This is a genomic window from Runella sp. CRIBMP, assembly GCF_009905605.1.
Taxonomy (GTDB): Bacteria; Bacteroidota; Bacteroidia; order Cytophagales; family Spirosomataceae; genus Runella.
The window spans coordinates 1-26,197 of record NZ_JAAAKZ010000018.1; the positions used below are offsets into that span (position 1 = coordinate 1).

The following is a 26,197-nucleotide window of genomic DNA, read 5'->3' on the forward strand; positions in this document are numbered from 1 at the left end:
GCTGCTGTTCACCCCTGTCAAACAACTACCCCAAAATTGTACTTTTTCCAACAATTTCAATGAACTTCAAAGATATGAACGGCGGACCGTGCCTGTTCGGTTTATCAATTTTTGGTTCTTTACAACCCTGTTATCTCCTTCAGTTTCTCAAAAAAGCCTCGTTTGCGTGGGGAGCTTATCTGCCAATTGACGGGCACCGATTGATAGCCTTCGTCGAAACCTTCGTCTTTCATTCGATAATCAAAAAATCCCCAAGAAGCATAGGCGCTCGTAGCGGCCACGAAGTTGTTTAGGGGCTTATCAAAGTTGAAGTGGTCATCTTCGTTGAATACAATCGGCATGGGCCGATAACCCGCCACAGCGCGCGTTTTGTTGACCATATCGACAATCTTGGCTGGGTCGCTGACACCATTGCCGTGAAGCAGTAAAAAATCCGCTTCGCGTACTACATTTTCCTTCGGAATAGCCCCGCCGCCGTAGCTCGTACTGACCAATAACCGTCGTCCTTTCACCTTTTTGCGCTTCACTCGTTGTATTAGTTCGTGTACGCGCTCAGGTTGAAGAATGGCGTGGTCGTAGCGAATATTGCACTCGTTGTTAATCTCAATCAATACATTTTGATAGCCTGCTTCCAAGAGCCAATCGGTAGCATTGTCGACTGCCCTGATTACGGCTGCTTCATCTTTCAGGCGTTCATCTTGGCCGAAGTAAAAGAAGCCTACAATGGCAATCATGCCTAGTTCATCGGCACGGTCAAGGATTTTTTTGAGTCGATTCCAATAATAGGGATTCCAACTTCCATCCTCGTTAAACGCTGAATTATGCCAAGGTTGGTCTTTGGAATATCCCTGTGGGCTGCCTCCTTGAAGGTTGAGTGTAACCGCCAACAGCCCATGTTGTTTCCAAACGGGCATGGCGGCCAAAAACTCGTCGGTATTGCGGTCGGGGTCCCACTGTTTGGTGTCAGGGTATGCCCACTGCGCGCGGGTGGTGGGATTGCGGTCGTCAAACGTGGCCTGCACCATACGTGAGTTGGGCAGCAAGCCTTCTATCTTGTAGCCATTCCAGACGCGCCCCTTAAAAGTAGGCTTTCCGTTGATATAAAACTTTTCTCCAACGATGGAGATTTTTGTGTTTCGTTTGGGAGGGTTGGCCGTAGCTGCCAGCCAACATATACTGAACAATACAATCGCAAACCGTTGGAGAAAAGCCATATTTTTGGGTATCAGATGTTAGTATCTGATTGACCAATAAGGGTTTCGTTGTGCTTTTATACTGTCAAAAATGTGTTTTTTGAGCATCTGGTCGTAGTCGTTGTTTTTGATTTTTTTACCCTTCATTTTGGGTAAAGCAAGCTCTTTATCCACGTTTTTCAATTCTACTTTTTGGGCCGCTACAATCACATCACCGTCGTTGATGTCTAGTTCTAAAATGAGTCCTGGTAAACCAAAATAGCGCTCAGGGCCTGCTGGCACGGGAATGTCTTGAGCAAACCACGCCGTAATTTTATGGTTTTTGATGGGGTCAAAGGTTTCGGCTTTCATACAAACGTAGCCAGCAACATCCTTGATTTGATTTTGGATACGCCAATTATAGGTCATCAACGAATCTTCGAGCAGGTAAGTTTTGCCCAACATTTCGTGATTTTCAATGAGTTTTTCCTGCTCAAAATTACGATGAATCAGGTAATCACTCTGTCGCCATGAATACCGCCCATCTTCGGTTTGGCCTTGGTCGCTAAAATACGTGTAAATGCTCTGTTTATCGTTGAACGTCAACTTCATTTTGGTCCCCGGGCCGTCCTCTTCGTTGCCCCACGTCAATTTCATGCGATCTTTTTCTTCTTTACTCAAAAACGTGAGGCGCGAGTTAACTTTCGTCCAATAATACTTATACTCGTACGTCACCATGCCTTCGGTTTGTTGCGCTTTGGCCGAAATGGAAAAACCTAGGCTTATGAGCGCCAGAATAGCAAATCCTGACTGGCGAAGCTGATAGCGAACAGTGGATAGTTTTATATTTTTCATTTTTTGGTTTCTTGTTTTTCGGTTTTAGAAAAATCCGCCTCTGCGTTTGATGTTGGTATTCATGCCGCGCATATTGTACGTAAAGCTCAACATTCCGTAGCGGGCCAAGGTCTGAATACGCTCCTGAGATACGTAGTTTTGGTTGGCAAACTGACTCACCCCCAAGTTGCGATTGAAGACATCATAGATAGAAAGTCTGATTTCGGCCTTCTTGGCTTTGCCCAGAATTTTATAGATAGAGGTGTTCAGAATCGGGACTTGCTGGTTAAAACCAAAACGCTCGTTTTTGTAAATTTGGTAATTGAGGTTGGAGTTAATGAAGAAATCTTTGGGCAAGCGGATGTTCATCGTACCACCGTAGCTATGGTTGACAATCTGCTGATTTTGACCAGTGTTGATAGAGTAGCGCGTATTGCTGACGCTCCAGTTGGCGTTGGCAAAAATCGTAAAATTGTCGCTGGGGGTCAAATCAAGCCGCGTTCCAAACCGATAACTATCGGTGTTGGTTTGGTTCAGTACGCCGTTGATGGGCGTGAGGTTTTTGCTGAAGCCGGGGTTGAAGTTAATGTTCATCGACGCTTTGGTTTTCTTTATCGGAAATCCAAAGCCGATATAAGAACCAATGTTTTGGCCGCCCGTGATATTTACTGGTTTGGTCACCGTAATCAAGGTTGTAGGGTCAACTTGTTGATTATAAACAACTTGGTTTACATTGTATGAATAATACATGTTAACATTGACGTTCATAAAACTGGCTGGATTGAACATGTTGTACCCAAAATTGATGTTATGGTTTACCGTCGGTAACAAATCTGGATTTCCTTGACGGATAATCAGCGGGTTGCTGTTGTCAATGACGGGTTGTAAATCACGGGTCGAAGGTTGACTCACGCTCACATCATAGCCCGACCACAAATACCGGTTATTTTTGAGGTCATAATTCAACGAAGCGTTGGGTATCCACGTCGTAAACCGCCGATTGATGTTGATAAAAGAAGCTGGGTTTTGGCCAAGTGCAAATTTGCCGTCAATTTGGAAGCTCTGTACCGCCAACCCTCCTGAAAAATTCAACCCTTTGTAGGAGTACCGCACACTGCTTCCTATCCGGGCGTAGTTGTAACTGTTTTTATAAAAACTGCTTAAACTATCAACAGGCACCCGGCGACCGCTGTCTTTGGCGAGGTCAAATACGTCGCGATCTACGTTGTCGGAACGGTAGCTCAGGTTGACAAAACTTTCCCAGAAAAAGCGCTTAGCAAATGGCTCCACAAATAGCAAACTAGATTTTATCTGGCTCACTCGACTGCCAGTGTTGTTGGTTAAATCCAACATGCGGCGCATTACATCGGTGGGATCGGTGGCGTTGTAGAATAAGTTAAGCGATTTTTGGTCGGCAATTCCGTCGTTGTTGGTAAAGTTATAGGAAGCACTTGCGGCAAAACTCCGTCCTTTATTTTTCTTAAATTTCAAGCGGTAAATCAATGTGTTGGCCGTTTCAATTTTATCCACGTTGGTGGCGTTGTTGATGGTGGTTTCGTTGGATTTGAAATTGTTGTTTCTGAAAAATTCCTGAAGGCTGTTCAGTCGGGTATCACCCACGTTATAGCGGCTGTTGTTGGTAAAAATAAAGGCATTGAGTGAGTCAACGGTTTGTTCATGGCGGAACGAGAGTCGGTGATTGCCGACGAAATTGATTTGGCTGCTTTCTTCTTCGGTCTTAAAAGAGCCGTTTTGTAGGAAGTTCTCGCGGTTGCGCACTGCATCCACTACCTGCCGGGTAGAGTTGTAATAATAACTGGCGTTGGTCTTGATTTTTTTGGTGTTGTAATTGTAGTTGATACCGCCCGCAATGTTGTTGGAGTAGCCGCGACCGTTGCCGCCGCCGACTGGAATGCTGAGCCCGCCGTCGTCGTCACCGCCAATGATGATGAATCGACCGCCGCCGCCGCCAAAACCAAAATCGCCGTTGTCGTTCCAACTGTTGAAGGAGCTACTGCCTCTAAAATCCTGATAATCATCCCATGACATTCCAGTTTGGTTGGTGTTATTGGTCAATCCTATGACCGAAAACTGGTTTTTATCGTCAAACTTATTGTAATTTCCTTTGATTTCGCCGCGTGGTCCAGCGTTGCCGTTGCCGTCGGCTCCCAATCCAGCGGTCAGTTTTCCAAAGCCTCCTTTCTTAAATCCCTCTTTGAGTTCGAGGTTGACCGTTTTTTCTTGTTTCCCATCGTCTACGCCCGTCACTTTTGATTGCTCAGTCTTGTCGTTGAAAATCTGCACTTTAGTAATGGCGTCGGCGGGAAGGTTTTGGGTGGCCATTTTAGGGTCGCTCCCGAAGAAACGTTTTCCATCTACGGTTACTTTCTGTACTTGCTGGCCTTGGGCAATAATGTTGCCGTTTTGGTCTACCTGAACGCCAGGAAGCTTGCGTAATAAATCTTCGACCGTTGAGCCAGGAGGTACTTTAAACGACGCGGCGTTGTACTCAATCGTATCTCCTTTGATACTCAGGGGCGCGCGAGCCGTCTTGACCACTACCTCAAAGAGCTCTTTGGTAATGGCTTTTAATTTGAGGGTTCCTAAGTCGACGATTTCTTTGTCGCCAAAAATAATGTCTTGTTGAAAAGGAATGTAGCCGACGTACGAGATTTTGAGCAGATAATCTCCGCGCTTTACGTTGCGCATGGCAAAGGCGCCTTTGTCGTTGGTGCGGGTAAAATTAACCAGTGAGGAATCTTTACGCTGGAGTAGCATCACCGTGGCAGAACCCAGCGGAGTAGATGAGGTGTCGGCGGTAATACCTTGAATTTGAAAGCGATTGGGCGTTTGAGCATACAATACACTCATGCATGGCCACAGTAGGGCCAAAAGGAGAAGTTTACGCATGGCTGTTTAGGTAAAGGTTTAAATTAAGGATGGATGGATGGTGTATTTTTCACGGCTACTATAAAGGTGTAAACGTACTAAAGATTTAGTTTATTGTCAAGGAAATTAAATAATTTATATTTAAGAATGTTGTATATTTTTGAATACTGTAATATAAGCATTAACGACTACTTGATTTTGAGAAAAAGGTTACAGTAAGGCCAAAAAAAAGAGCCAACTCTTGCGAGAAGGCTCTTTTTTGTATCTTCTTTCCTAATTACTAGAAACGGAAGTGCGAGAACGCCTTGTTGGCTTCAGCCATACGGTGCGTATCGTCTTTCTTCTTTACTGAAGCACCTTCACCTTTTGAAGCGGCGATGATTTCAGCGGCCAAACGATCACGCATGGTTTTTTCACCGCGTAAACGAGCGTATTTAATCATCCATTTCATTCCTAACGCAATTTTACGGTCGGGACGAACTTCGGTAGGAACCTGGAAGTTGGCACCACCTACACGGCGGCTTTTTACTTCTACAGCAGGCATTACGTTGTTCAACGCTTTGCGCCAGATTTCAAGACCGCTTTCGCTAAGACGTTTTTCGGCAATTTCCAACGCGCCGTAGAAAATATCATAGGCGGTGCTTTTTTTGCCTTGCAACATCAAGTTGTTTACAAACTTGGTTACCATTACGTCCCTGTATTTAGGGTCAGGTAATAGGTATCTTTTTTTCGGTTTTGCCTTTCTCATTGTACTGAGTTGTTAATGTAGGTTTCGTTTTTCAACTGATTCACCCCGAACCTTTGCCCGGGATTACTACCCTTTTATGCTATTGTACTGTATTACGCAAACAAAAAGGACGAGCGACTAAACGCTCAAATTACTTCTTCTTCTTAGCCGGAGCGCCTTTTCCTGCGGGTGCTACCTGACCTGGTTTCGGACGTTTTGCTCCGTAAAGTGAGCGGCTTTGCTTACGACCGTTTACACCGGCAGTATCAAGCGCACCACGCACTACGTGATAACGTACCCCTGGAAGGTCTTTTACACGACCACCACGCACCAATACGATTGAGTGCTCTTGGAGGTTGTGTCCTTCGCCTGGGATGTAAGCGTTGACTTCCTTCATGTTTGATAAACGTACACGCGCTACTTTGCGCAAAGCCGAGTTTGGCTTCTTCGGGGTCGTTGTGTATACACGCGTGCATACACCGCGACGTTGTGGGCACGAATCTAAGGCCGGAGACTTAGATTTCCACGTCATTTGTTCACGTCCTTTGCGTACTAACTGTGAAATAGTTGGCATTTTATGCTGGTTTTTTCAAAAATGGTTATACCACCCCAAAAATGGGAGTGCAAAAATAGCGGGTTTTTGCGGGAATGCAAAAATTAAGAGAGAAGTTTTTTGAAGAATCCGTAGGGGCGGGGCTCGCCTCCGCCCCTTTTAACGAAGCAAATCGCCCTTTTTTGACAGAATAAGCGGATACTGGGCAAAATAAAATCAGGCGTACAAAATATATCTCTTCGCTTTAGGCGGCAAAGCGGAGGAGAACGGTCCATCGATGTGGCCCCGCCCCTACGATTATTTGATGCCTTCTTTGGCCAAATCGGCATAGCCTGCTCCTTGGAGGTTATAAATTTCTTTAAAACCTGCTTCTTTCAGGATTTTGGAAGCTTTGGCGCTGCGGCCGCCGGCGGCGCAATACACAAATACAGGCTTGGATTTGTCCAACTTCTCGACTTGCTGTTTAAAGTCAGCGTCCATGAAATTAACGCATTTGGAGGATTCGATTTTTCCAGCGTTCCATTCGTTGGGGGTGCGTACGTCTAGTAATTGTGCCTTGGGCGTTTCCTTGAACTTTTGAACGAAGGCTTTGGTGTCAAGATTGGTTTGGGCAAAAGCGCCGTTAAGGCAACTTACGGCGACTAGCAAAATGAAAGATAAAAGAAACGATTTCATATCAGAATAAAGTTAAAATGATGGTTTTGAAATATTACCTCAAAAATAGCTCTTTAAAAATAATGAAGACCCCCATCAAGAGAATAAAATAACCAAAAATGGGTTTGAGCCTTTCGCCGCTGATTTTGTGGGCTATGGAGCTGCCCGTTAAAATTCCCGTAATGGCGATGGTTGAAAAGTAGACTAAGAAGCGCCAGTCGATGAGTTGATGCCATTGATAGTCGCGCCAAAAACCCATAAAAGAATTGGCCGTAATAATTACCAACGAAGTGCCTATGGCTTTTTTCATCGGGAGATTTGCCATCAGAACCAATGCTGGAATAATGAGAAATCCACCTCCAGCTCCTAAAAGTCCCGTTACGCATCCTGCCAGCATTCCTTTTATAGATAACGAAAACAGATTGTAGGAGATAGTTCCTACAGTGTTATCTTCTGCGGTCGTTTCTTCTTGGTCTCTAATCATGAAAAAAGAAGCAACGAGCATGAGTATTGCGAAGAGAAGCAGTAAAAATAGGGATTTGGTGAGTACGAAATCGCCCAGTTGATAAATAACGGGAGGGATAAGTGGGAGGACTAAAGACCGAGTCAGATAAACAGCGGTCAGCGAGGGAATACCAAAGACCAGCGTGGTGGGCCAGTGAATATTGCCAGCACCAGCGCGTACAGTTGCGCCGACCAAACTCGTAATGCCTACAATAAAAAGCGAGTAAGTGGTAGCAATCAGGGTATCAATATAAAATAAATAAACGAGAATGGGTACGGTGAGAATGGAGCCACCACTCCCCACAAGGCCCAGCGATAGTCCCATTAAAAATGCCCCGATGAAGCCAGCGATTTCCATTTAATAAACGTTGCCCCGAACGACGCACCACAACTTGCGTGTCTTGGGGCCGAACGTTGACTATGTTTCCAAAATTAGAGTAATTTTTCTTCCAAAGCCAGTTTGACGAGTTCGGCGGCGTTGTGTACCTGAAGTCGGCGCATCATGTTGGCGCGGTGATTGTCGACGGTACGAACGCTTAAATCCAGTTGGTCGGCAATTTGGCGACTGCTCATTCCTTCTACCAACAATCGCAATACTTCCCTTTCTTTTTTTGATAAAAGCGTTTTGCGTGACTCGGTCGCTTTTTCAACCTTCTGTACCTGAGATAAATAGCCGCTTACAATCACGCTCGCCACTGATGCGTTGAAGTATTTCTCTCCATTTTTGACGGCATGAAGGGCGGTCAGAATTTCGTCGCGGGTGGCATCTTTGAGCAAATAACCATACGCGCCTGCTTCAACCGACTTGAGGATATAGGCGTCGTCGTTGTGCATTGAGAGAATAATGGGCCGGATATTGGTCCACTGCTTCGTTACTTTTTTAATCAATTCAATGCCTGAGATACCCGGCATTGAGATGTCAACGAGGATAATTTGCGGTTTGAGAAGGGGGATTTTTTCGAGGGCTTCTTCGCCGTTGGAGGCTTCGCCGATGACCTCTACTTCGTCGGTGTTTTCTAAAATAGACCGTAGGCCATTTCGAACAATGGTGTGGTCGTCTACGAGCAGTACTTGGATTTTTTTCATCGTTTGTTGATTATAATTGGGGTATTTTTGCAATGACTTCGGTGCCGCGCCCGATGGCTGAGTTGATTTTCAATACACCATCAAGCAAATGCGCTCGTTCGTGAAGATTGCGTAGTCCATTGGTGGCAGTTGATTTTTTTCGAGCAGCATTAAAACCCTTGCCATTGTCGGTCACCCGAAGGGTTACTTTTTTGTTGCTCAGCGAAACATCCAGACTGATTTGTGTTGCTTCTGAGTGCTTTACGGCATTATTAATGGCTTCCTGCGCAATTCGGTAGAGTCCTATCTCAACATTCCTGTCCAGACGTTTTTCCTTCAAATTGGAAGTAAAAGTCAGCTGAGCGCTTGTATTTCGCGCCGTTGAATCCATCAATTGTTTCAAGGCCAAGTCGATGCCAAAATCATTGAGGACGGTCGGCATCAGGTTGTGGGAGATGGTTCTGACTTCCTGAATCGTTTGGCTGATAACGGTCCGCAAATCTTGCGCATTGCGGAGGTCTCGCGGGCTCCATTCTTTGGTTTCGCCAAAATTTTCAGCAATTAGTTTTAGGCCCGTAAGCATTTGCCCTACCCCGTCGTGCATTTCTTTTGAGAGGCGTTTGCGCTCTTCTTCCTGTCCTTGCAAAAGCGCCGAAGCCCGAATTTTATGCTCTTTGATTTCTTGCTGGTGGCGGAGTTGGGTGGCTTCCAATAGCTGCGCCTGCGTGTCGCGCAGTTGTTGATACGCGTTTTGAAGTTCCCGGTTAGCAATCATCGTGTTTTCGCGTGCATCCATCAATTGAGCGATTGTTTCGCGTAATTTCCCTACCGCTGGGCGGAAAATAAACAACCCCTCCAACAATAGTATAACCAACGTTAAAGCCATCAGCCATAGTTCAATACGACGAAGGCGAGTTACTTTTTCTTTTGCTTCTTTATCGTATTGAAATACGATTTGATTCATTTTGTGTAAAAAAATCAGTTCGTGCGCAAAAATATTACGAACTGATAAGTCAATGCTGGCCGAGTCTCCAGGCTTTTCCATCCACTTCAGTACCGAATGGGCATTTTGTTGAATGGCCCTGAAATGAGGTTCTATATCCACAAACATTGCTCTTACAGTGTCACTATTGACGTAAGTGGCCGAAATATCCCGTAGGTTGCCCGTTTGGAGTTGATCCTGGTGGTCTTCCCAATCGGCCAATACCCTTTTAAACTCTTTCAATTGAGTGCTTTGGTCGGCCAAATCGGGACGTTGAGTGAGGAGCAGGGCGGTTTTGGCAATCAGCTGACTTTGAAAGCGCTGCCGCCCTGCAAAATTGACCAACCAAGAGTCATTCAGGCCGTCTTTAAGGGTGTTTTGGACCAAGATTTGCCCCAATATCGTTAAAAAAGCAACTAACGATAAAGCCGTGATATACAATCGGGTGAACCGTTTGGGAATACGTAGGGGCATGATTCATGGTTTTAGACGCCAATAAAAACGAATCCGTCTTCTACTTTGACGGGGTATACATTGATGCAATAGTCTTCGCCTTGCAGGTTGAGGCCCGTTTCGAGCGAAAAGGTTTTTTTATGAAATGGGCACGCTACTTTAGGATGTCCCTGTTGGTCGCCGAGCATCCCTCGGCTCAAAATCATCTGGTGCTTGTGAGGACATTCGTTGTCGGTGGCATACCATTTGTCCAATTGTTTGAAATGGAACACCGCAATTTGCCGGTCATGGTATTTTACACAGGCTCCGCCATTTTCGGGAAACGCTGATATCGGGGCCGCTTTAAACCAAGTTGTATGTTGAGTTGTCATGAGAATTGTCGAATAAATGATGATTAGATACGTTGTTTTTACCAGTCTGACGGACGTTTTTGGCCTCTCATTTCTACAAATTCAAGGGTTGGGTCCGCTTCTTCCGAATTGACAAAGTGGGTAAATCGTGCCCGAATTTCGGGTGTTTCGACGGCCACTCGCCATTCGTCATGGTACGTTTCAATCAAGTATTCCATTTCTTTTTCCAGCTCCTCACAAATCCCCAGGCTGTCGTTGATAATCACGTCGCGTAGGTACTCCAGCCCGCCTTCTAGTTTGTTAAACCACGTGGCGGTGCGTTGGAGTGGCTCGGCGGTTTTGATATAAAACATCAAAAACCGGTCGATGTACTTGATGCAGGTGTCATCGTCGAGGTCGCTTGCAAAAAGCACGGCGTGTTGGGGCTTGATGCCCCCGTTGCCGCAGAGATACAGGTTCCAGCCTTTTTCGGTCGCAATAATGCCAAAGTCTTTGCTTTGTGCTTCGGCGCATTCTCGGGTACAACCCGACACCGCACTCTTAAGCTTGTGGGGAGCACGAATTCCTTTGTAACGATTCTCGATTCTGACCGCATACCCTACGGCGTCTTGCACGCCAAAACGGCACCACGTATTGCCGACGCAGCTTTTTACGGTGCGCAAAGCTTTGCCGTAGGCGTGCCCACTTTCGAACCCTACATCAATCAGTTCTTCCCAAATAAAAGGAAGTTGCTCTACGCGTGCGCCAAATAAATCAACCCGCTGACCACCAGTGATTTTGCAGTAAAGGTCGTATTTTTTAGCAACGGTTCCGAGGGCAATCAATTGGTCGGCAGTGATTTCGCCACCAGGTACGCGCGGTACGACCGAATACGTGCCGCCGCGCTGAATGTTGGCTAGGTATCGGTCATTGGTGTCTTGAATAACGGCTTGCTTGGCAATCACGTCATTGTAAATACTCGCCAGCATAGAAGCTACGGCGGGTTTACAAACTTCGCAGCCGCAGCCTTTGCCGTGTTTTTCTAGCACTTCGTCGAAGGTACGCGTGCCCGACATTTTGATGAGGTGATACATTTCCTGGCGCGAGTAGTCAAAATGTTCACACAGTACTTTTTTGACCGTTTTGCCTTGTTTTTTGAGCGTTTCGGTCAATAAATCAGACAACATCGGAACACAGCCACCGCAACCCGTACCTGCCTTGGTGCATTTTTTAATGGCCGCTACGTCACCCAGATTCTGCCCTTCAATGGCTTCGCAAATGGTGCCTTTTGTAATATTTTCGCAGGAACAAATGCTTGCGTCGTCGGGTAAGGAAGCTACACCCATGCCAGCACCAGCGCTTTCGCCTTTGCGGACTGGCATGACCAAATCTTCTGGGTTGGGCGGTAAAATCATTTGATTTTTGACCATTTGAAGCAGCATATTATAATTGTCTGCTTCGCCCACCAGAATTCCCCCTAAGAGGTGTTTTCCGTCGGTGGTTACGTTGAGGCGTTTGTAAATACCTTTGAGTTTATCTTCTACCACGATGGTGTCGTGGGGCGTATGCTCGCAAAAAGGTTCCCCGAAACTGGCTACGTCGACTCCAATCAATTTAAGTTTGGTCGACATATCAAAGGCGTGAAAGGATTTAACATCTCCTTTTTTGGCAATAGACAGCGTGAGATTATTGGCTACTACCTCAGCCATTTCGTAGCCAGGCGCAACTAGTCCGTAAATCATTCCTTTGTGCAAAGCACATTCGCCGATGGCATAAATATCGGAATCGGTGGTTTGTAGTTCGTCGTTGACCATGATTCCGCCCCGGGGGCCAACGCCCAAGCCAGCTTGTTTGGCCAGTTCGTCGCGGGGGCGAATACCCGCTGAAACCACCACCATATCTACCTCCAACGAGGTATTGTCCACAAAGGCAAGCCCTTTTACGTTGGATTCTCCCTCGAAGTGAGCTGTATTTTTATTAAGGTGAATTTGAATCCCCAAGGCTTCCATTTTACGTTTGAGCATTCCCGCCCCAGCGGCGTCCAATTGCCGGGGCATGAGGCGCGGAGCAAACTCAATAACGTGCGTTTCGAGGCCGAGGTCGAGGGTGGCTTTGGCGGCTTCTAGCCCCAAAAGTCCGCCTCCAATTACCGCCGCTCGGCTAGCTCCCTGCGCATAACTTATGATGGCGTCTAAATCTTCGATGGTGCGATAGACAAAGACCCCTTCTTTTTCTACGCCCGGTACAGGGGGGACAAACGCCGAAGAGCCCGTAGCGAGAATGAGTTTGTCGTACTCGATTTTTCGCCCGGTGTGGGTCATGACGTAATGCGCTTCGGGGTGGATGTGCAATACGCACTCGCCCGTAAGGAGTTGGATGCCGTTTTCGGCGTACCAACTTGCGGGTGCCATTGTAAGCTCGTCGACCGACGTGCCTGAGAAATAAGCGGAAAGATGAACCCGATCGTACGCTGGCCGAGGTTCTTCGCCGATTACCGTGATAGAAAACGAGCCGCCACCCGCTTTATTCAGCAACTTTTCGCAGAACTTATAGCCTACCATTCCGTTGCCTACTACCACTACCTTTTGAGGTTGTGCCATGAAAATGTTGTTTTGAGAATCCCTAAGTACTCTTTGTTATTTACTGCTTTTTATCAAAATAGTTAAATTAATACCTGTTTTACCTTAAAACTAAAAATTGTTGTTTTTGCAAAAAAGAATAATAAAAAGGATATTATTGAATGTTGTTTTTGCAAAAATAGTAGTGTTGTTTAAATTATTACTTAAAAATAATACTTAATTTCTCAAAATTCACTATTTTTGATTAAATATTTTTTAAAATAGCTACTTAGCAAAATAATATTTCAATAAAGTATTTATAAAGTACAAAAAGCGTTTGTGTAAGCATTAAAAGTAGGTCCAGAAAATACTGAGTAGATAAAGGGTGGCGGCCCTGTTTCTGGATGCATTCATTTTTAAAAACGGGATTAACGATGAAACCAAAATTAACACTCGTGGGAGCAGGTCCGGGAGACCCTGAGCTCCTCACTCTCAAAGGACTTAAAGCTATTCAGTCGGCAGATGTGGTATTGTACGATGCCCTTGTTTCTACCGAACTTCTCACGTACGCGCCAGCCCACGCCCACATCGTATTTGTTGGCAAGCGTCGCGGGCGTTGTGAATTTGTCCAGCAGGATTTGAATCAGCTCATTGTAGATTATGCCCTCAACTACGGCCACGTGGTCAGACTCAAAGGCGGCGACTCGTTTGTGTTTGGACGCGGCTATGAAGAGATTGTTTTTGCCCAAGATTTCGGTATTGAAACAACCGTTGTGCCGGGCATTTCAAGCAGTATTGCCGTCCCTGCCTTGGCGGGAATTCCGCTGACTTGCCGTGGGGTGAGCGAAAGTTTTTGGGTATTGACTGGAACCACAAAAAATCATACGCTTTCTAAAGATGTAGGCAAGGCGGCGCAAAGCTCCGCTACCTTGGTGATTTTGATGGGAATGCAGCATTTGGCGCAAATCGTGGCTGAACTTGCCGAGGCTGGCAAAGGCGATACGCCCGTAGCCATCATCCAAAACGGCAGTACTCCCGAAGAAAAGATAGGGTTGGGTACGGTTGATACCATCATTGAAGTCGTTGAAAAAGAGGCATTGGCCAATCCCGCAATTATCATTATCGGCGAAGTAGTACGACTGCACCCCTCTTATGAAAAAGGTAGAATGGAGAGGCTTTCGGCTTTGAGTTACTAAAAACCTCTGTATGAAACGCCTTTTATTATTGCTTACTACCTCCGTGGTTTGTCAGCTTTCGTATGCCCAAGCGACACCTGAACTTTGTCAAGGTGCGTATTTTACCGAGCCTCAGGGGAAAAATTTTTTGGGGCAACACGTTCCTGCGTCCAAACAAGAATGGGAAATCAGAGCGCAACAAATCAGGAATCGTATTTTGGAAGGCAGCGAATTGCAAAAAATGCCTCCGCGCCCTTCCTCAAAGCCGATTATTCACAGTAGGAGAGAAATGGATGGGTATACCATTGAAAATGTGGCATTTGAGAGCATAGATGGGTATTATGTAACGGGTAACCTCTATAAACCACTGAACCAAAAAGGCCCTTTTGCGGCGGTCTTGTGTCCGCATGGGCATACCGCTAAGCCAGATGCACGTTTTCTGGAACCGATGCAGTTTAGGTGCGCCAATTTGGCCCGCATGGGCGCGGTGGTGTTTGCTTATGATATGATTGGGTACAGCGATTCGCAGCTGAGCACGCACAAAATCCCCAAAGCCTTTAAACTTCAGACCATCAACAGCATTCGAGCATTAGATTTTTTATTGTCACAACCCAATATTGATAAGAATCGGGTAGGGGTAACTGGAGAATCGGGCGGTGGAACGCAGACTTTTATGCTCACAGCGTTGGACCCTCGTATCAAAGTTTCGGTGCCAGTGGTGATGGTATCTGCGCATTTTTTCGGCGGTTGTGTGTGTGAAAGTGGAATGCCCGTTCATAAAAAAGGGGGCTTTCAAACCAATAACGTAGAAATTGCGGCATTGGCGGCCCCGCGGCCCATGTTGTTGGTGTCGGACGGTGCCGACTGGACTAAAAATAATCCAGAAGTGGAATATCCACATTTACAAAAAATCTACGGATTATATGGCAAAGAAAATTTGGTTGAAAATGTACACCTGCCCAACGAAAAGCACGACTACGGCCCCTCAAAACGTGCGGCAGCGTACCGTTTTTTAGCCAAGCATTTAAAATTGGACATCTCGAAAGTAACCAAAGCCGACGATAGCATTGATGAAAGCCATGCCAAGCTGCTCGACCGCAAAGACCTTGAAGTGTTTAACGAAGCCCATCCGCGTCCTACCAATGCCGTGGCTAGTGAAGAGGCGGTAATGGCGCTGTTGAAATAGTATTGCATCGCGGTGTTAGACGGGCTGGGTGGGTACGCCGATGTAGCCCCTGGTTAGAATCATCTCACACCGCGATTTTTTCATAAGCTATTCAGTGCTTGTTTCAAATCTTCAATCAGATAGTCAACTTCTTCCAGACCTATATAAAGCCGTACCAGATGGTGTTCTGGATTTTGGGCATCAAATTCTTGGGGGTGCAGGCCCGCGCATTTGGGCATGATGAGTGATTCGTGGCCACCCCAACTTACTGCTAATAAGAAGTGTTTTAGGGTTTTAGCAAATTTCTCAATTTGGTCATATCGTTCTACTTTGAGCGCAATGGTTACCAAACCGCAAGCCCCGGTCATTTGTTTTTTTGCCAATTCATACTGCGGAAAATCAGGGTCTAGTGGAAAATAAACGCGCTCAACGGCGGGGTGATTTTTCAAAAAAGCGACCACTTTGTGGGTACTTTCCGAAATATGTTTCAGCCGAATTGGCAACGTTCGTAAGCCTCTTAATAGCAACCAACCGTTAAAAGGAGATATAAAAGCACCCGTATTGAGGGCTTCACGGTCAAAAATCTGCTTAATCATGGCTTTACTGCCCGTCAAAACTCCCGCCACAGTATCCGAATGCCCGCCGATGTACTTGGTGGCCGATTGCAGGGATAAATCGATGCCAAAGCGATGCGGTTTTTGGAACAATGGCGAACAGTAACTATTGTCAATGATGGTGACAATGCCCCGCGATTTTGCCAGTTGAGCCACCGCTGCCAAATCTTGCAGATCAAAAGTCAGGGTATTGGGTGATTCCAAATAAATCACTTTAGTGTTGGGTTGCAGGGCAGCTTCAAAATTTTCAATCAGCGTACCATCTACGTAAGTGGTCGAAACATTGTACCGGGGCAGAATGTTGTCAAACAATTTCCACGCCCAAGTATAGGGTTTGTGAACGCTTACAATGTGGTCGCCAGCCTGAACATTGGACATTACCGCGCAAAAAATGGCCGACGCGCCGCTGTTTAGGACCAAACAATCTTCGGCTTCGTCTAAGGCAGCTAATTTTTGGCGTAAAATATCGACGGTTGGGTTCACGCCACGAGAATACAAGTAGGCCGACATTTCATCTTCAAAAGCCGCGCGCAGAGAAGCAAAATCATTAAAAACGAAATTGCTAGTTTGTACAATCGGCGGGCTAACGGCGTTGAAGTAATGCTCGCGGTCTTCGGCAAGCTCATTGATAATGTGAGAATAGTGCATGTAAAGAGAATTTATCGCAGTAATATCCCGATGAAAATGCGAAAATAGAACACTACGCTAATTATTAGTGCTACTGCTGACAGAAATATCCAACCGTAGGAGAGCAATGGCTTTCGGGTTTGGGATTACAAGGGGAGAGATATGACAAAGCGGGTGCCTTTTCCGAGTTGAGAAAAAGCCCTGATACTGCCGTTGTGAAGTTGAATAATTCGTTGGGTAAGGGCCAGCCCGATACCGTGCCCTTTACGAGATTTACTAGAATCTCCTCGGTAAAAAGGTTCAAAAATATGAGGTAAATCTTCTTCCGAAATACCGATGCCCCGGTCGGTAAAAGAAATACGTATGGTGTCGGAATGGGCTAGTAATGACACATTAACGCGTTGGTCTTCTGAGTATTTACAGGCATTTTCCATGATGTTTTGAAAAGCCATTTGAAGCAGTGATTTATCGCCCTTGATTTTAAATTCTGTTTCTTCTTCTTGCGATTCATCAAACTCGATTTGAATGTTATAGCTAGGAAATTGGATGAGCAACGATTCGCGAACCTGCCACAACAAATCATCAATATTTAACGGACGAAAATGCAACTGAAATATGTCATTGTTGATGCGGGCAAGTTCTAGTAGTCCATTGATTAAATCACGCATTTTCTTTACTTCTTCAATGGCTTCTTTGATGGTTTGTTGGTAGTCTTCGACGGTTCTTTTCTGAAGCAAAGCTACTTCTAATTGCCCCATCATGATAGTGAGTGGGGTGCGTAATTCGTGCGAAGCGTGTGAAACAAAATTGCGTTGTGAGCTAAAAGCTTCCTCCAATCTGCTTAGCAAATCATTGAAAGTAGCCACCAATTGTCCCAATTCATCTTTATGACGTCGGGCTTTGAGGCGTTCGTGGATATTGCGGGCTGAAATGTTTTTTACCTGTTCAATAATATCCGAAACAGGCCGTAAAGCATCGCTCGCAAAAAGCCATCCTGCCAAAATAACCAGCAGCAAACTAACGGCCCAACCCGTAATAAGAATGTTACGTAACCTTTCCAATTTACTGAATCCGTACACGTCAATTGCGTACGCAACCACGACCAGCACCTGTTTTCGTTTGTCTACGTACCTGACGCCAATGATTTCTTTTTCGCCATCCCGAAGACTAAAATCAATTCCTTCTCTTGCTTGAGCCAGCAATTGAGGGGTGATGATGTAGGGCTCTTTCCTACTGTCATAAACTACTTTGTTGTTGGAATCATAGACCGTCACTTCTTCTTTGTACATCGTAGTGAGGTCGTTGCGTTCGATGTCGTGTAGAAGTTCTTCGGTAATTCCCCCCACATCTTCAAAAAGCCGAACCGTGGTCAAGGCTTTGTCGCGCAGGCGTTTGTTAAATTCTTGCTCCCGAAATTGATTGTATAAATAGTAAACTGACAACGAAAAAGCCAGCATGATGGAAGCAACCAACACCGCAAAGAGGAGCGTGAGGCGCAGCCGAATGTTCATATTCTCATTCCAATGCGGAACGTCCAGTATTCTTTTCATTATTCTTTGAGAATATATCCCATGCCAACGACGGTATGAATCAGCTTATGCGAAAACTCTTTGTCGATTTTTTTACGCAGAAAATTAACGTAAACATCGATGGTATTGGTGCCAGTGTCGAAATGTATATCCCAGACTTTTTCGGCAATATCTACCCGTGAAACCACCCTGCCACGGTTGCGCATAAAATACTCCAATAGCCCAAACTCTTTGGCTGTCAGTTCAATACGATGCCCTTCGCGCCGTGCGATTCGCTCATTCAGGTCTAATTCCAAATCGGCGATTTTTAAAATATTGGTTGTGGGTCCGCTTTCTGAATTTCGTTTCTGTAACGCCCGAAGTCGAACAATAAGCTCTTGAAATTCAAAGGGTTTAACCAAATAATCGTCGGCGCCTGATTCAAAGCCCGCCAGTTTATCATTGAGGGTTCCGAGGGCGGTCAGCATCAGAATTGGAGTACGAATGTTTTCCCTGCGCAACAGAGCGGCTAACTCAAAACCGTTCATTTTAGGAAGATTAACGTCCAAAACAATGACGTCGTAAGGATTTGAAAGGGCTAAACTACTGCCCATTTGTCCGTCAAACGCTACATCTACTTCCCATGCTTGCTCTTCAAGTCCTTTTTTTATAAACCCCGCCAGTTTTGGCTCGTCTTCAACAATTAAAACTTTCATATACAAACAATTAAGTAAATGGTGGTTCTTTATTCCGACTCCAATTTTAAAGATAAGATTTTTTCACCGAAAGCCTTACGCTTGATTTTAACCGCCTTTTAATATGAACAATATGAAATCACAAAACCCAAACGGTCGGTTAAAAACCGTTAATCATCGGCAACTTATCGTTTTTTGTCTAATGTATTGTTTTGATACAAACTATCGCCTCTATCTTTGAGTGAAATCCGTCATAATTTTACTAAGAAAACTACAAATTTCTCTCGCGTATGTATTTCTCTACCTCTCTTCGTAAGTTGGGAGCCGTTGGCCTAATCGCATTGGGCACGGCAACCGTTACTTACAGCCAATCGTCACCTCCTGAAGAAAACCGTTTTACCAAAAGCATTTTGACGGAAAAATTGGACGAACCTATGGAAATGACCTTTTTGCCCGATAAACGGGTGTTGTTCGTGGAGCGAAAAGGAAATTTAAAAGCGTATAATCCCAAAACCAAGGAAGTAAGCGTATTGGCCACGATTCCGGTCAACACAAAATATACGAATCGGCAGGGCCAAGTGCGCGAAGCAGAAGAGGGTTTGATGGGTTTGATTGCCGACCCTAATTTTGCCAAAAACAACTGGATTTATATGTACTATGCCGACCCAACGGATAAAAAGCATGTGCTGGCGCGTTGGGAATTGAAAGGCGACGCATTGGTGGAATCTTCCAAAAAAGTAATGTTGGAGGTCACGACCCAGCGCGAAGAATGCTGCCATACGGGCGGTGGAATGGTGTTTGATAAAGTCGGAAATTTGTACTTAACCACTGGAAACAATACCAGCAACAGTAACTCCGACGGCTATGCCCCCATTGATGAGCGCCCCGAGCAAAGCACATGGGACGACCAGCGAGGCGCGGCCAATACCAACGATTTGCGTGGTAAAATACTGAGAATCAAGCCGCAGCCAGATGGAACTTACACAATCCCAGACGGAAATTTATTCCCCAAAGGTACCCCCAAAACCCGCCCCGAAATTTATACTATGGGCCACCGCAACCCGTGGCGCCCAACCATCGACAGCAAGACTGGCTTTTTGTATTGGGGTGAAGTAGGTCCCGACGCCTCGCAGGATTCACCGCGCGGACCACGTGGATATGATGAATTCAACCAAGCCAAAGGTCCCGGCTTTTTTGGGTGGCCTTATTTTATTGGTGATAATAAAGTGTATGCAGACTGGGATTTTGAAACCAATAAACTCAAAGCCGACTCAAAATTTGACCCTGCCAAGCCCATCAACGATTCTCCCAACAATACTGGTTTGCGGGAATTGCCACCTGCTCAAAAAGCATTTGTATGGTATCCTTACGCCAATTCAACGGAGTTCCCGTTGGTAGGAAGTTCGGGGCGGAGCGCTACGGGTGGACCCGTTTTCAGAAAAGCTGATTTCAAAAATGCCCCCCGTCCTTTTCCAGATTATTACGAAGGCAAGTGGCTAATGGTGGAGTTTATGCGCGGCTGGATTATGGCCGTAACGATGGACGAAAACGGCGATTATAAATCTATGGAGCGGTTTATGCCCAGCGAAAATTTCAGCAGTGCTATCGATATAGATTTCAGCCCCGACGGAGATTTGTACGTGTTGGAGTATGGAAGTGCGTGGTTTAGAGGGAATGATAATGCACGCTTAGTAAAAATTGAATACAACGCAGGCAATCGTACCCCGATAGTAGAAGCAACCGCCGACAAAAAGGCGGGTTCAGTGCCTTTCAAAGTGGCGTTTTCGTCGGAAGGAACGCAGGATTTTGACCGTGATGTGTTGAAATATGAATGGAAAATTACCTCTAAAGCGGGTGTTTTTAAAACGCTTACGCAACCCAATCCGGTGGTGACATTTGATAAACCGGGTACCTACAAAGCTACTTTGACGGTGACTGACCCTAAAGGGGCCAAAAACAGCCGTACGCTAGAAATCAAGGCGGGCAACGAAGCCCCCGAAGTGGCATTGGAAGTAACCAAAGGCAATAAATCTTTCTTTTTCCCCAACGAAAGTATTGAGTATAAAGTAAAGGTAAGCGATAAAGAAGATGGTAGTTTGGAGAATGGGAAAATCATTCCCACTCAGGTAGCGGTCAATATCGACTACATGCCTGATTCTTTTGACCCCATCGAAATTGCCTCCAACTATCGCGGTACCGATGCCTCGGCGCGCTTCTCGACGGGCTACAAACTCATGAGTGCGAGCGATTGTAAGTCCTGCCATATTGTTGATAAAAAATCTGTGGGCCCCAGCTACAAAGACATTGCGCAGAAATACAAAGGTGATGCCGCCGCTCCCGAAAAATTAGCCAATAAAATCATTGCTGGCGGTGGGGGAGTATGGGGAGACCACGCCATGAGCGCCCACCCACAAATTTCTAAAAACGATGCCGCAACGATGGTTAAATACATCATGAACCTGGGAGAAAAACCATTGCAGGCCAAGTCTTTGCCAACATCGGGCGCTTATACTACCAAAGTACCTGAAGGAGAAAACGGGCGCGGAAGCTACGTGTTGCGCGCTGCTTACACCGATCGGGGAACAAAATTGTTGTCGCCGTTGATGTCGGAGAATATTTTGCACTTGCGCAATCCTTCACTCGACCCCGCCAAAGCAGAGAAGAGTAAAGGAACGCAGTTGTTGATAACCCCTTCAAAATCATTTAATTTGATTGGTAATGACTCCTACATTGGATACACCCAATTGGACTTGACAGGTATTAAACAAATCGAAGTGTTGGCCCAAGCTACCACGCGGGTGGGTGCTTCTGGTGGTGTGGTAGAAATTCGTTTAGGCTCTCCAACGGGTAAACTAATCGGAAAAACATCGCCCGTAGAAGTCAAAGACCCCTCTTTTGGGCCACCACCAGCAGCGCCTGCCGCAGGAGCGCCTGCCGCAGGAACGCCCGCCGCAGGAACGCCTGCCGCAAATGCACAACGTACGCAGGGGCAGGCGGCCACTGACCCAGCCGCAAGAGCTCGGCGCGGGGCTCAGCAGGCCGTGGCCAAAATTGAAGCCACAGAAGGCGTGCACGATGTGTATTTTGTGTTCAAAAATCCCAATGCACAGCCGAATCAAATCGTTATGTCGGTGGTTTCGATTCAGTTTCAAAATACAATTACTAACCTATAAAAGTGCCGATAGAAAGTCGTCGGGCGTACTGCCCGATGACTGACTTTCTGGTTTTTCAATTCAAGATTTTTATCTCGTATAACTATGCAAAATCGCAGAACTTTCCTTAAAAACACCAGTGCTTTGGCATTGGGTAGCTTGGCCGTACCCGCTTTGGCGAAAAATCTTTTTGCTCCAGAAGCATTGCCGCGCCCGGGTTTGCAGTTGTTTACACTGTTTAGAGCTATGTCTGACGACGCCAAAGGCTCGTTGGAGAAAGTAGCGGGTATTGGTTATAAAGAAATCGAATCTGCTTTCAGCATGAAAGATGGGTATTATGGCTATTCGCCCAAAGAATTTAAAAAGGTAGTGGAAGATTTGGGAATGACGTGGCGCGCCCACCACGTAGGAGGTGCTCCTTTTCGTCCGCGACCGGCTCAGGCGGGTGCCCCCGCAGGAGGTGGCGCGGCTGCGGCAGGTGCGCCACCGCGCCAAATGCCAGCTAATATGCCCAAACGACTGAATTTGTTGGAAAATTACCAACAATTGGTGGATGAAGCCGCCGAAGGAGGGCTGACCTATTTGGTGTGCGCGTCTACGCCTGTGGGGACGTTGGATGAAATCAAAAAATCCATTGAAGTATTCGTCAAAACGGGGGAAGCCTGCAAAAAAGCGGGTATCGGTTTTGCGTATCACAATCACGCCACCGAGTTTGACAAAGTAGAAGGTCAAACGCCCTATGATTTGATTTTGTCGCAAACCAGCCCTGACCTTGTAACGATGGAAATGGACATGGCATGGGTAGTAAAAGCGGGCCTTGATCCTGTAGAATTGTTCAAACAACAGCCGGGTCGTTTTCCACTTTGGCACATCAAAGACATTGATAAAGAACTTAAAAAGCCCGTAGAGGTTGGAACGGGGGTCGTGGACTTCAAAAAGATTTTTTCAGGAGCCCAAAAAGCAGGTCTGAAATATTACTTTGTGGAGCAAGACATGGCGGCAAGCCCCTTTGAAAGTATCGCGACGAGTTTTGCTAACTTGCAAAAATTAACTGCGTAATTGTCTCAATTTGAAACACTTTCATTGGATTTGAGTTTTATTTTTATTGAAATTGTCGTAAGTTACACAACGCGTAAACCATAAAATCAATACTGGTATGAAAAAGATGTTTTTGTCTGTTGCAGCGGCCCTATCGGTAGCAGTACTGGTTGCCTACACCAACCGCACCGCAAGTGTTATGAGTGGATTTGAGACGGGGACACCCGAGGTAAAGTCGATGAATGCGCTTGCTTTTGGACCTGAAGGGGTCTTGTTTATTGGTGATTCTAAAAGTGCTTCGGTGTTTGCGGTTGATACGAAGGATGCCGAAAACGTGGCCAATGCCAAACCCGTTGACATAAAAAACATCGACCAAAAAATTGCCGCTTTGCTGGGCACAGAAGCCAAAAATATCACCATTCAGGATTTGGCGGTCAATCCCCTTTCCAAGAAGGTATATTGCGCCGTGCAAGCTGCCAACGGAACACCCGTATTGTTTAAAATAGACGGCGAAAACATTCAGCCCGTGGGTCTTAAAGACGTCAAGTTTGCCTTGGTGCCGCTCAATAATGCACCTGCCGAAGACGCCAAAGACCAGCGTGGGCGGCCGCTGCGGGTTTGGGCTATTTCAGACCTCAATTATGCCGATGGAAAAGTGATGGTGAGCGGATTGTCAAATCAGGAGTTTGGCTCTACTTTCCGCAGTATTCCTTTTCCATTTACCAACAAACAAGAGCAATCTTCGTTGGAAATCTATCATGCTGCCCATGGGCAATACGAAACCAACTCCCCCATCAAGACCTTTACAACGGCAGAATTGAACGGCAAAAAGTTTCTGGTAGCAAGCTACACCTGTACTCCACTTGTTCTTTTTCCAATTGATGACTTAAAGCCAGGTACGCACGTAAAAGGCCGTACCGTCGGCGAATTTGGCGCGGGAAACAGCCCGTTGGACATCATCACGATGAAAAAAGGCAACGATTTGTTCCTGATTATGGCCAATTCTGACCGACCAGTGATGAAAATTAAGTACAAAGATATTGAAACTTATGAAGGCTCATTGACCGAACCCATCAAGGAAAATTACAGCACGGCTGGCGTGCCCTACGTTTCGTTTCCGATGGTGAATGTGCTCCAACTTGACAAACTGGACGATACTCAATTTGTGTTTTTGCAACGGAGAGCCAACGGAGACCTCGACATCCGAACTTCCAATAACCGATCATTATGAGAAAAAGAGTACGAATCAGTTGGCCCAGCCAACTGATTCTTTTTTCTTTGTTTCTGTTGGTTCGTTGTGCGGGAAGCCAGGATACATCACAAAAAAACATCGTAATTCGGTGGAAAAATAATCAGGCAGTGGGACTATCGATGGCGTTAAGCCAATTCAAAGCTCACTCTAAAGAAACGCTGCCAGAATTGCTAAAAGTACAATTGACCAACTCCAAAACGGCGATTTTAGGCGATTATTCGATACAGAGCGATTCAGTGATTTTTGAGCCTCTTATCCCTTTTACCCCCAGTTTGCGGTATGAAGTGTTACTGGAAAACCGTCTAGTGGGTGAAATTGATATTCCACAAGCGGTGTCTTCTACCACCCTGATTGGAATTTACCCGTCACAAGATACGCTTCCTGAAAATCTCCTTAAATTCTACTTCGTTTTTTCTCATCCCATGAGGGAAGGCCATTCTTTGGTGTATGTCTCTCTGCTTGATGCCAAAGGTGATACTTTGCCCAATACGTTTTTGAATTTACAGCCCGAATTATGGAACGCTGAAAAAACTGTTTTGACACTGTGGCTAGACCCGGGTAGAATCAAGCGCGATTTGCAACCCAATAAATCGCTAGGAGCGCCTCTCACGAAAGGGAATCATTATACGTTAGTTGTTTCAGAGCGTTGGCCAGATGAATCAGGGGCTAGGTTGACACAATCATATACCAAACGTTTTGTGGCGGCAACACGTGATATTACCTCGCCTGACGTCAAGTCTTGGACGATTAAAACTCCCTCGAAAGGCACTACCCAAGCTCTTGAAATCCATGTCAAGGAAGCACTGGATTATGTTTTATTACAAAATACGATTTGGATAATTGACGCCCAGGGCAAGACTATAAACGGAGTCATTCAGGTCAGTAACAAAGAGCACCTTGTAGACTTTATTCCAGCATCGCCTTGGTTAGCAGGTGCTTATAAAGTGCAGATGGAGTCTAGGTTGGAAGATTTGGCGGGGAATAATTTAAACCGCCTGTTTGACCGTGACATAACAGATAGGCGCACAAAACCGTCACAACAAACGGTTTTTGAACTGAATTATCGGATTGACTAAACTCCTTTTTTAGGTTGTTTTTTTGATTCGATAAACGTATGGGGGCTTGTGGGCTTTTCCCGAAAATTTCTTCTCAACCCGCTCCAATATCTCCATGCTGAGCATTTTTCGCTGAAAATTGGCCCGAAGGAGCTTTTTGTCTAAAATTGTTTCGTACAAACTTTGAAGCTCATTCATCGTGAATGTTTCTGACAACAGATTGAAACCGACCAATTTATAATCCAACATCAGACGAAGGGTGGTAAGGGCTTTCTCGACGATTCGGTTGTGGTCAAGAATCAGGGTCGGAATCTGATGAATATCGTGCCAGCCACCTATATCTGAAAAAATATCGGGTGTTGGTATTACTTTCGAGAAGTCTACCAAGGCGTAATAGCCGATGGAAATAAATCGTTGTAAGAGCCAATGGTTCGTTTCCAGTTCAAATCCGTGGGAAGACATGGTGGCTTTGTGTACATCCCAGTTGCCACGATTTTGTTCACCGAAGGTATGAAACTGTTCAAGATAAATGTCTTTTACGCCGGTTCGTTCCCACAGAATTCGGGTAGCGGCCTCGTCGGTACTTTCATCCTTAAATACAAATCCCCCTGGTAAAGCAAAGGCTTTCGTATGCTTAAATTCCAATAATAAGACTTTTAGTTGACGTTCGTGAAACCCAAAAATCACACAATCAACCGAGACACTTGGAAGGTATTCGGGGCCGGTTTCCAAAAAAGTTTTAATGTTTTGGCTTGGGGTCATAAAATAAAAATTTTGCACAAAAAAAAGAAAAAGTTTGGAATATCGTTGTTGTCCCGATAAGTTTGTATCAAAATGATGCAATCGACCATGAAAAACTTATTTATTCTTCACTTTTTTGACATATCGCTTCAGGATTCAGTAAAGAAGGAGTAGTTGAGTAGGTCGGTGTGTAGCATTTTCAAGAAGGGTTCAAGTCAATCACAAAGGACACGCTCACAGTTCGCTTATTTCAATGCTATCGTTGTTTGTTATTTCAGTTGTAAGGTGCGTGTTCATTATTAAATATAAACCTTCGCGTATATACGTTAGCTCAATTTTTGCACATGTTTTTTAGTAGTAATAAAATAAGACTTTTAAATTAAAAAATAGGCTTAATTTGTTTGAAATGAGAAATAACTATACTTTTACAAGTAAAATTGCAATTAATAATCCTT

General features: G+C 45.5%; 21 protein-coding genes. 6 read left to right on the plus strand and 15 right to left on the minus strand.

Features of this window, described 5'->3' with window-relative positions; translation table 11 throughout:
* Window positions 1-119 precede the first annotated feature (119 nt).
* The 11 genes from GVN20_RS25535 to nirB form a co-directional block, all read right to left on the minus strand.
* A complete protein-coding gene (locus GVN20_RS25535; RefSeq protein WP_166561056.1) occupies window positions 120-1,214 on the minus strand; it encodes a hypothetical protein in 1,095 nt (364 codons plus the stop codon).
* A gap of 18 nt (window positions 1,215-1,232) precedes the next feature.
* The gene (locus GVN20_RS25540) at window positions 1,233-2,027 is read right to left on the minus strand and encodes a GLPGLI family protein (protein WP_166561057.1); all 795 of its coding nucleotides are present in this window, start codon (window positions 2,025-2,027) and stop codon (window positions 1,233-1,235) included.
* Between the two features lie 24 nt (window positions 2,028-2,051).
* Window positions 2,052-4,916, minus strand: a complete 2,865-nt coding sequence (locus tag GVN20_RS25545) for a TonB-dependent receptor domain-containing protein (protein WP_166561058.1) — start codon at window positions 4,914-4,916, stop codon at window positions 2,052-2,054.
* A gap of 259 nt (window positions 4,917-5,175) precedes the next feature.
* A complete protein-coding gene (gene rpsG / locus GVN20_RS25550) occupies window positions 5,176-5,643 on the minus strand; it encodes a 30S ribosomal protein S7 (protein WP_114068789.1) in 468 nt (155 codons plus the stop codon).
* A gap of 130 nt (window positions 5,644-5,773) precedes the next feature.
* Window positions 5,774-6,196 carry a 30S ribosomal protein S12 gene (rpsL, locus tag GVN20_RS25555; protein WP_114068790.1) on the minus strand — a complete coding sequence of 141 codons (423 nt, stop codon included), beginning with the start codon at window positions 6,194-6,196 and terminating at the stop codon, window positions 5,774-5,776.
* A gap of 276 nt (window positions 6,197-6,472) precedes the next feature.
* Window positions 6,473-6,850 (minus strand): rhodanese-like domain-containing protein, encoded by a 378-nt coding sequence (locus tag GVN20_RS25560; RefSeq protein WP_166561059.1) that lies wholly within the window; start codon window positions 6,848-6,850, stop codon window positions 6,473-6,475.
* Window positions 6,851-6,884: 34 nt separating this feature from the next.
* Window positions 6,885-7,691 carry a sulfite exporter TauE/SafE family protein gene (locus GVN20_RS25565; RefSeq protein ID WP_166561060.1) on the minus strand — a complete coding sequence of 269 codons (807 nt, stop codon included), beginning with the start codon at window positions 7,689-7,691 and terminating at the stop codon, window positions 6,885-6,887.
* A 74-nt stretch (window positions 7,692-7,765) separates the two neighbouring features.
* Window positions 7,766-8,419 (minus strand): response regulator transcription factor, encoded by a 654-nt coding sequence (locus GVN20_RS25570; protein WP_114068793.1) that lies wholly within the window; start codon window positions 8,417-8,419, stop codon window positions 7,766-7,768.
* A gap of 10 nt (window positions 8,420-8,429) precedes the next feature.
* On the minus strand, window positions 8,430-9,854 hold the full coding sequence (locus tag GVN20_RS25575; protein ID WP_166561061.1) for a histidine kinase: 1,425 nt from the start codon (window positions 9,852-9,854) through the stop codon (window positions 8,430-8,432).
* A gap of 11 nt (window positions 9,855-9,865) precedes the next feature.
* Window positions 9,866-10,204 (minus strand): nitrite reductase small subunit NirD, encoded by a 339-nt coding sequence (gene nirD / locus GVN20_RS25580; RefSeq protein ID WP_166561062.1) that lies wholly within the window; start codon window positions 10,202-10,204, stop codon window positions 9,866-9,868.
* A 38-nt stretch (window positions 10,205-10,242) separates the two neighbouring features.
* Entirely contained in the window at window positions 10,243-12,762 is a 2,520-nt protein-coding gene (gene nirB / locus GVN20_RS25585; protein ID WP_166561063.1) for a nitrite reductase large subunit NirB, read from the minus strand.
* 392 nt (window positions 12,763-13,154) lie between these two features.
* Here nirB and cobA point away from each other — a divergent pair, with 392 nt between their 5' ends.
* Both cobA and GVN20_RS25595 read left to right on the plus strand, forming a co-directional pair.
* Entirely contained in the window at window positions 13,155-13,916 is a 762-nt protein-coding gene (gene cobA / locus GVN20_RS25590) for a uroporphyrinogen-III C-methyltransferase (RefSeq protein ID WP_166561064.1), read from the plus strand.
* Between the two features lie 10 nt (window positions 13,917-13,926).
* Window positions 13,927-15,081, plus strand: a complete 1,155-nt coding sequence (locus GVN20_RS25595; RefSeq protein WP_166561065.1) for a S9 family peptidase — start codon at window positions 13,927-13,929, stop codon at window positions 15,079-15,081.
* 80 nt (window positions 15,082-15,161) lie between these two features.
* Here GVN20_RS25595 and GVN20_RS25600 read toward each other — a convergent pair whose 3' ends face one another.
* The 3 genes from GVN20_RS25600 to GVN20_RS25610 all read right to left on the minus strand — a co-directional run bounded on the left by GVN20_RS25600 (window position 15,162) and on the right by GVN20_RS25610 (window position 18,525).
* The gene (locus GVN20_RS25600; RefSeq protein WP_166561066.1) at window positions 15,162-16,322 is read right to left on the minus strand and encodes a PLP-dependent aspartate aminotransferase family protein; all 1,161 of its coding nucleotides are present in this window, start codon (window positions 16,320-16,322) and stop codon (window positions 15,162-15,164) included.
* A 125-nt stretch (window positions 16,323-16,447) separates the two neighbouring features.
* Entirely contained in the window at window positions 16,448-17,851 is a 1,404-nt protein-coding gene (locus GVN20_RS25605; protein WP_166561067.1) for a cell wall metabolism sensor histidine kinase WalK, read from the minus strand.
* On the minus strand, window positions 17,851-18,525 hold the full coding sequence (locus GVN20_RS25610; RefSeq protein ID WP_166561068.1) for a response regulator transcription factor: 675 nt from the start codon (window positions 18,523-18,525) through the stop codon (window positions 17,851-17,853). The genes GVN20_RS25605 and GVN20_RS25610 overlap by 1 nt, the downstream gene beginning before the upstream one ends.
* A 269-nt stretch (window positions 18,526-18,794) precedes the next feature.
* On the opposite strand from GVN20_RS25610, the gene GVN20_RS25615 reads away from it, so the two are divergent.
* The 4 genes from GVN20_RS25615 (at window position 18,795) to GVN20_RS25630 (ending at window position 25,022) form a co-directional block, all read left to right on the plus strand.
* Window positions 18,795-21,677 (plus strand): PQQ-dependent sugar dehydrogenase, encoded by a 2,883-nt coding sequence (locus GVN20_RS25615; protein ID WP_166561069.1) that lies wholly within the window; start codon window positions 18,795-18,797, stop codon window positions 21,675-21,677.
* A gap of 84 nt (window positions 21,678-21,761) precedes the next feature.
* Window positions 21,762-22,715 carry a sugar phosphate isomerase/epimerase gene (locus GVN20_RS25620; protein ID WP_166561070.1) on the plus strand — a complete coding sequence of 318 codons (954 nt, stop codon included), beginning with the start codon at window positions 21,762-21,764 and terminating at the stop codon, window positions 22,713-22,715.
* A 97-nt stretch (window positions 22,716-22,812) separates the two neighbouring features.
* Window positions 22,813-23,925 (plus strand): hypothetical protein, encoded by a 1,113-nt coding sequence (locus GVN20_RS25625; protein WP_166561071.1) that lies wholly within the window; start codon window positions 22,813-22,815, stop codon window positions 23,923-23,925.
* Window positions 23,922-25,022 carry an Ig-like domain-containing protein gene (locus tag GVN20_RS25630; protein WP_166561072.1) on the plus strand — a complete coding sequence of 367 codons (1,101 nt, stop codon included), beginning with the start codon at window positions 23,922-23,924 and terminating at the stop codon, window positions 25,020-25,022. The genes GVN20_RS25625 and GVN20_RS25630 overlap by 4 nt, the downstream gene beginning before the upstream one ends.
* A gap of 9 nt (window positions 25,023-25,031) precedes the next feature.
* On the opposite strand, the gene GVN20_RS25635 is transcribed toward GVN20_RS25630, so the two are convergent.
* Entirely contained in the window at window positions 25,032-25,763 is a 732-nt protein-coding gene (locus GVN20_RS25635) for an NrtR DNA-binding winged helix domain-containing protein (RefSeq protein ID WP_166561073.1), read from the minus strand.
* Window positions 25,764-26,197 lie beyond the last annotated feature (434 nt).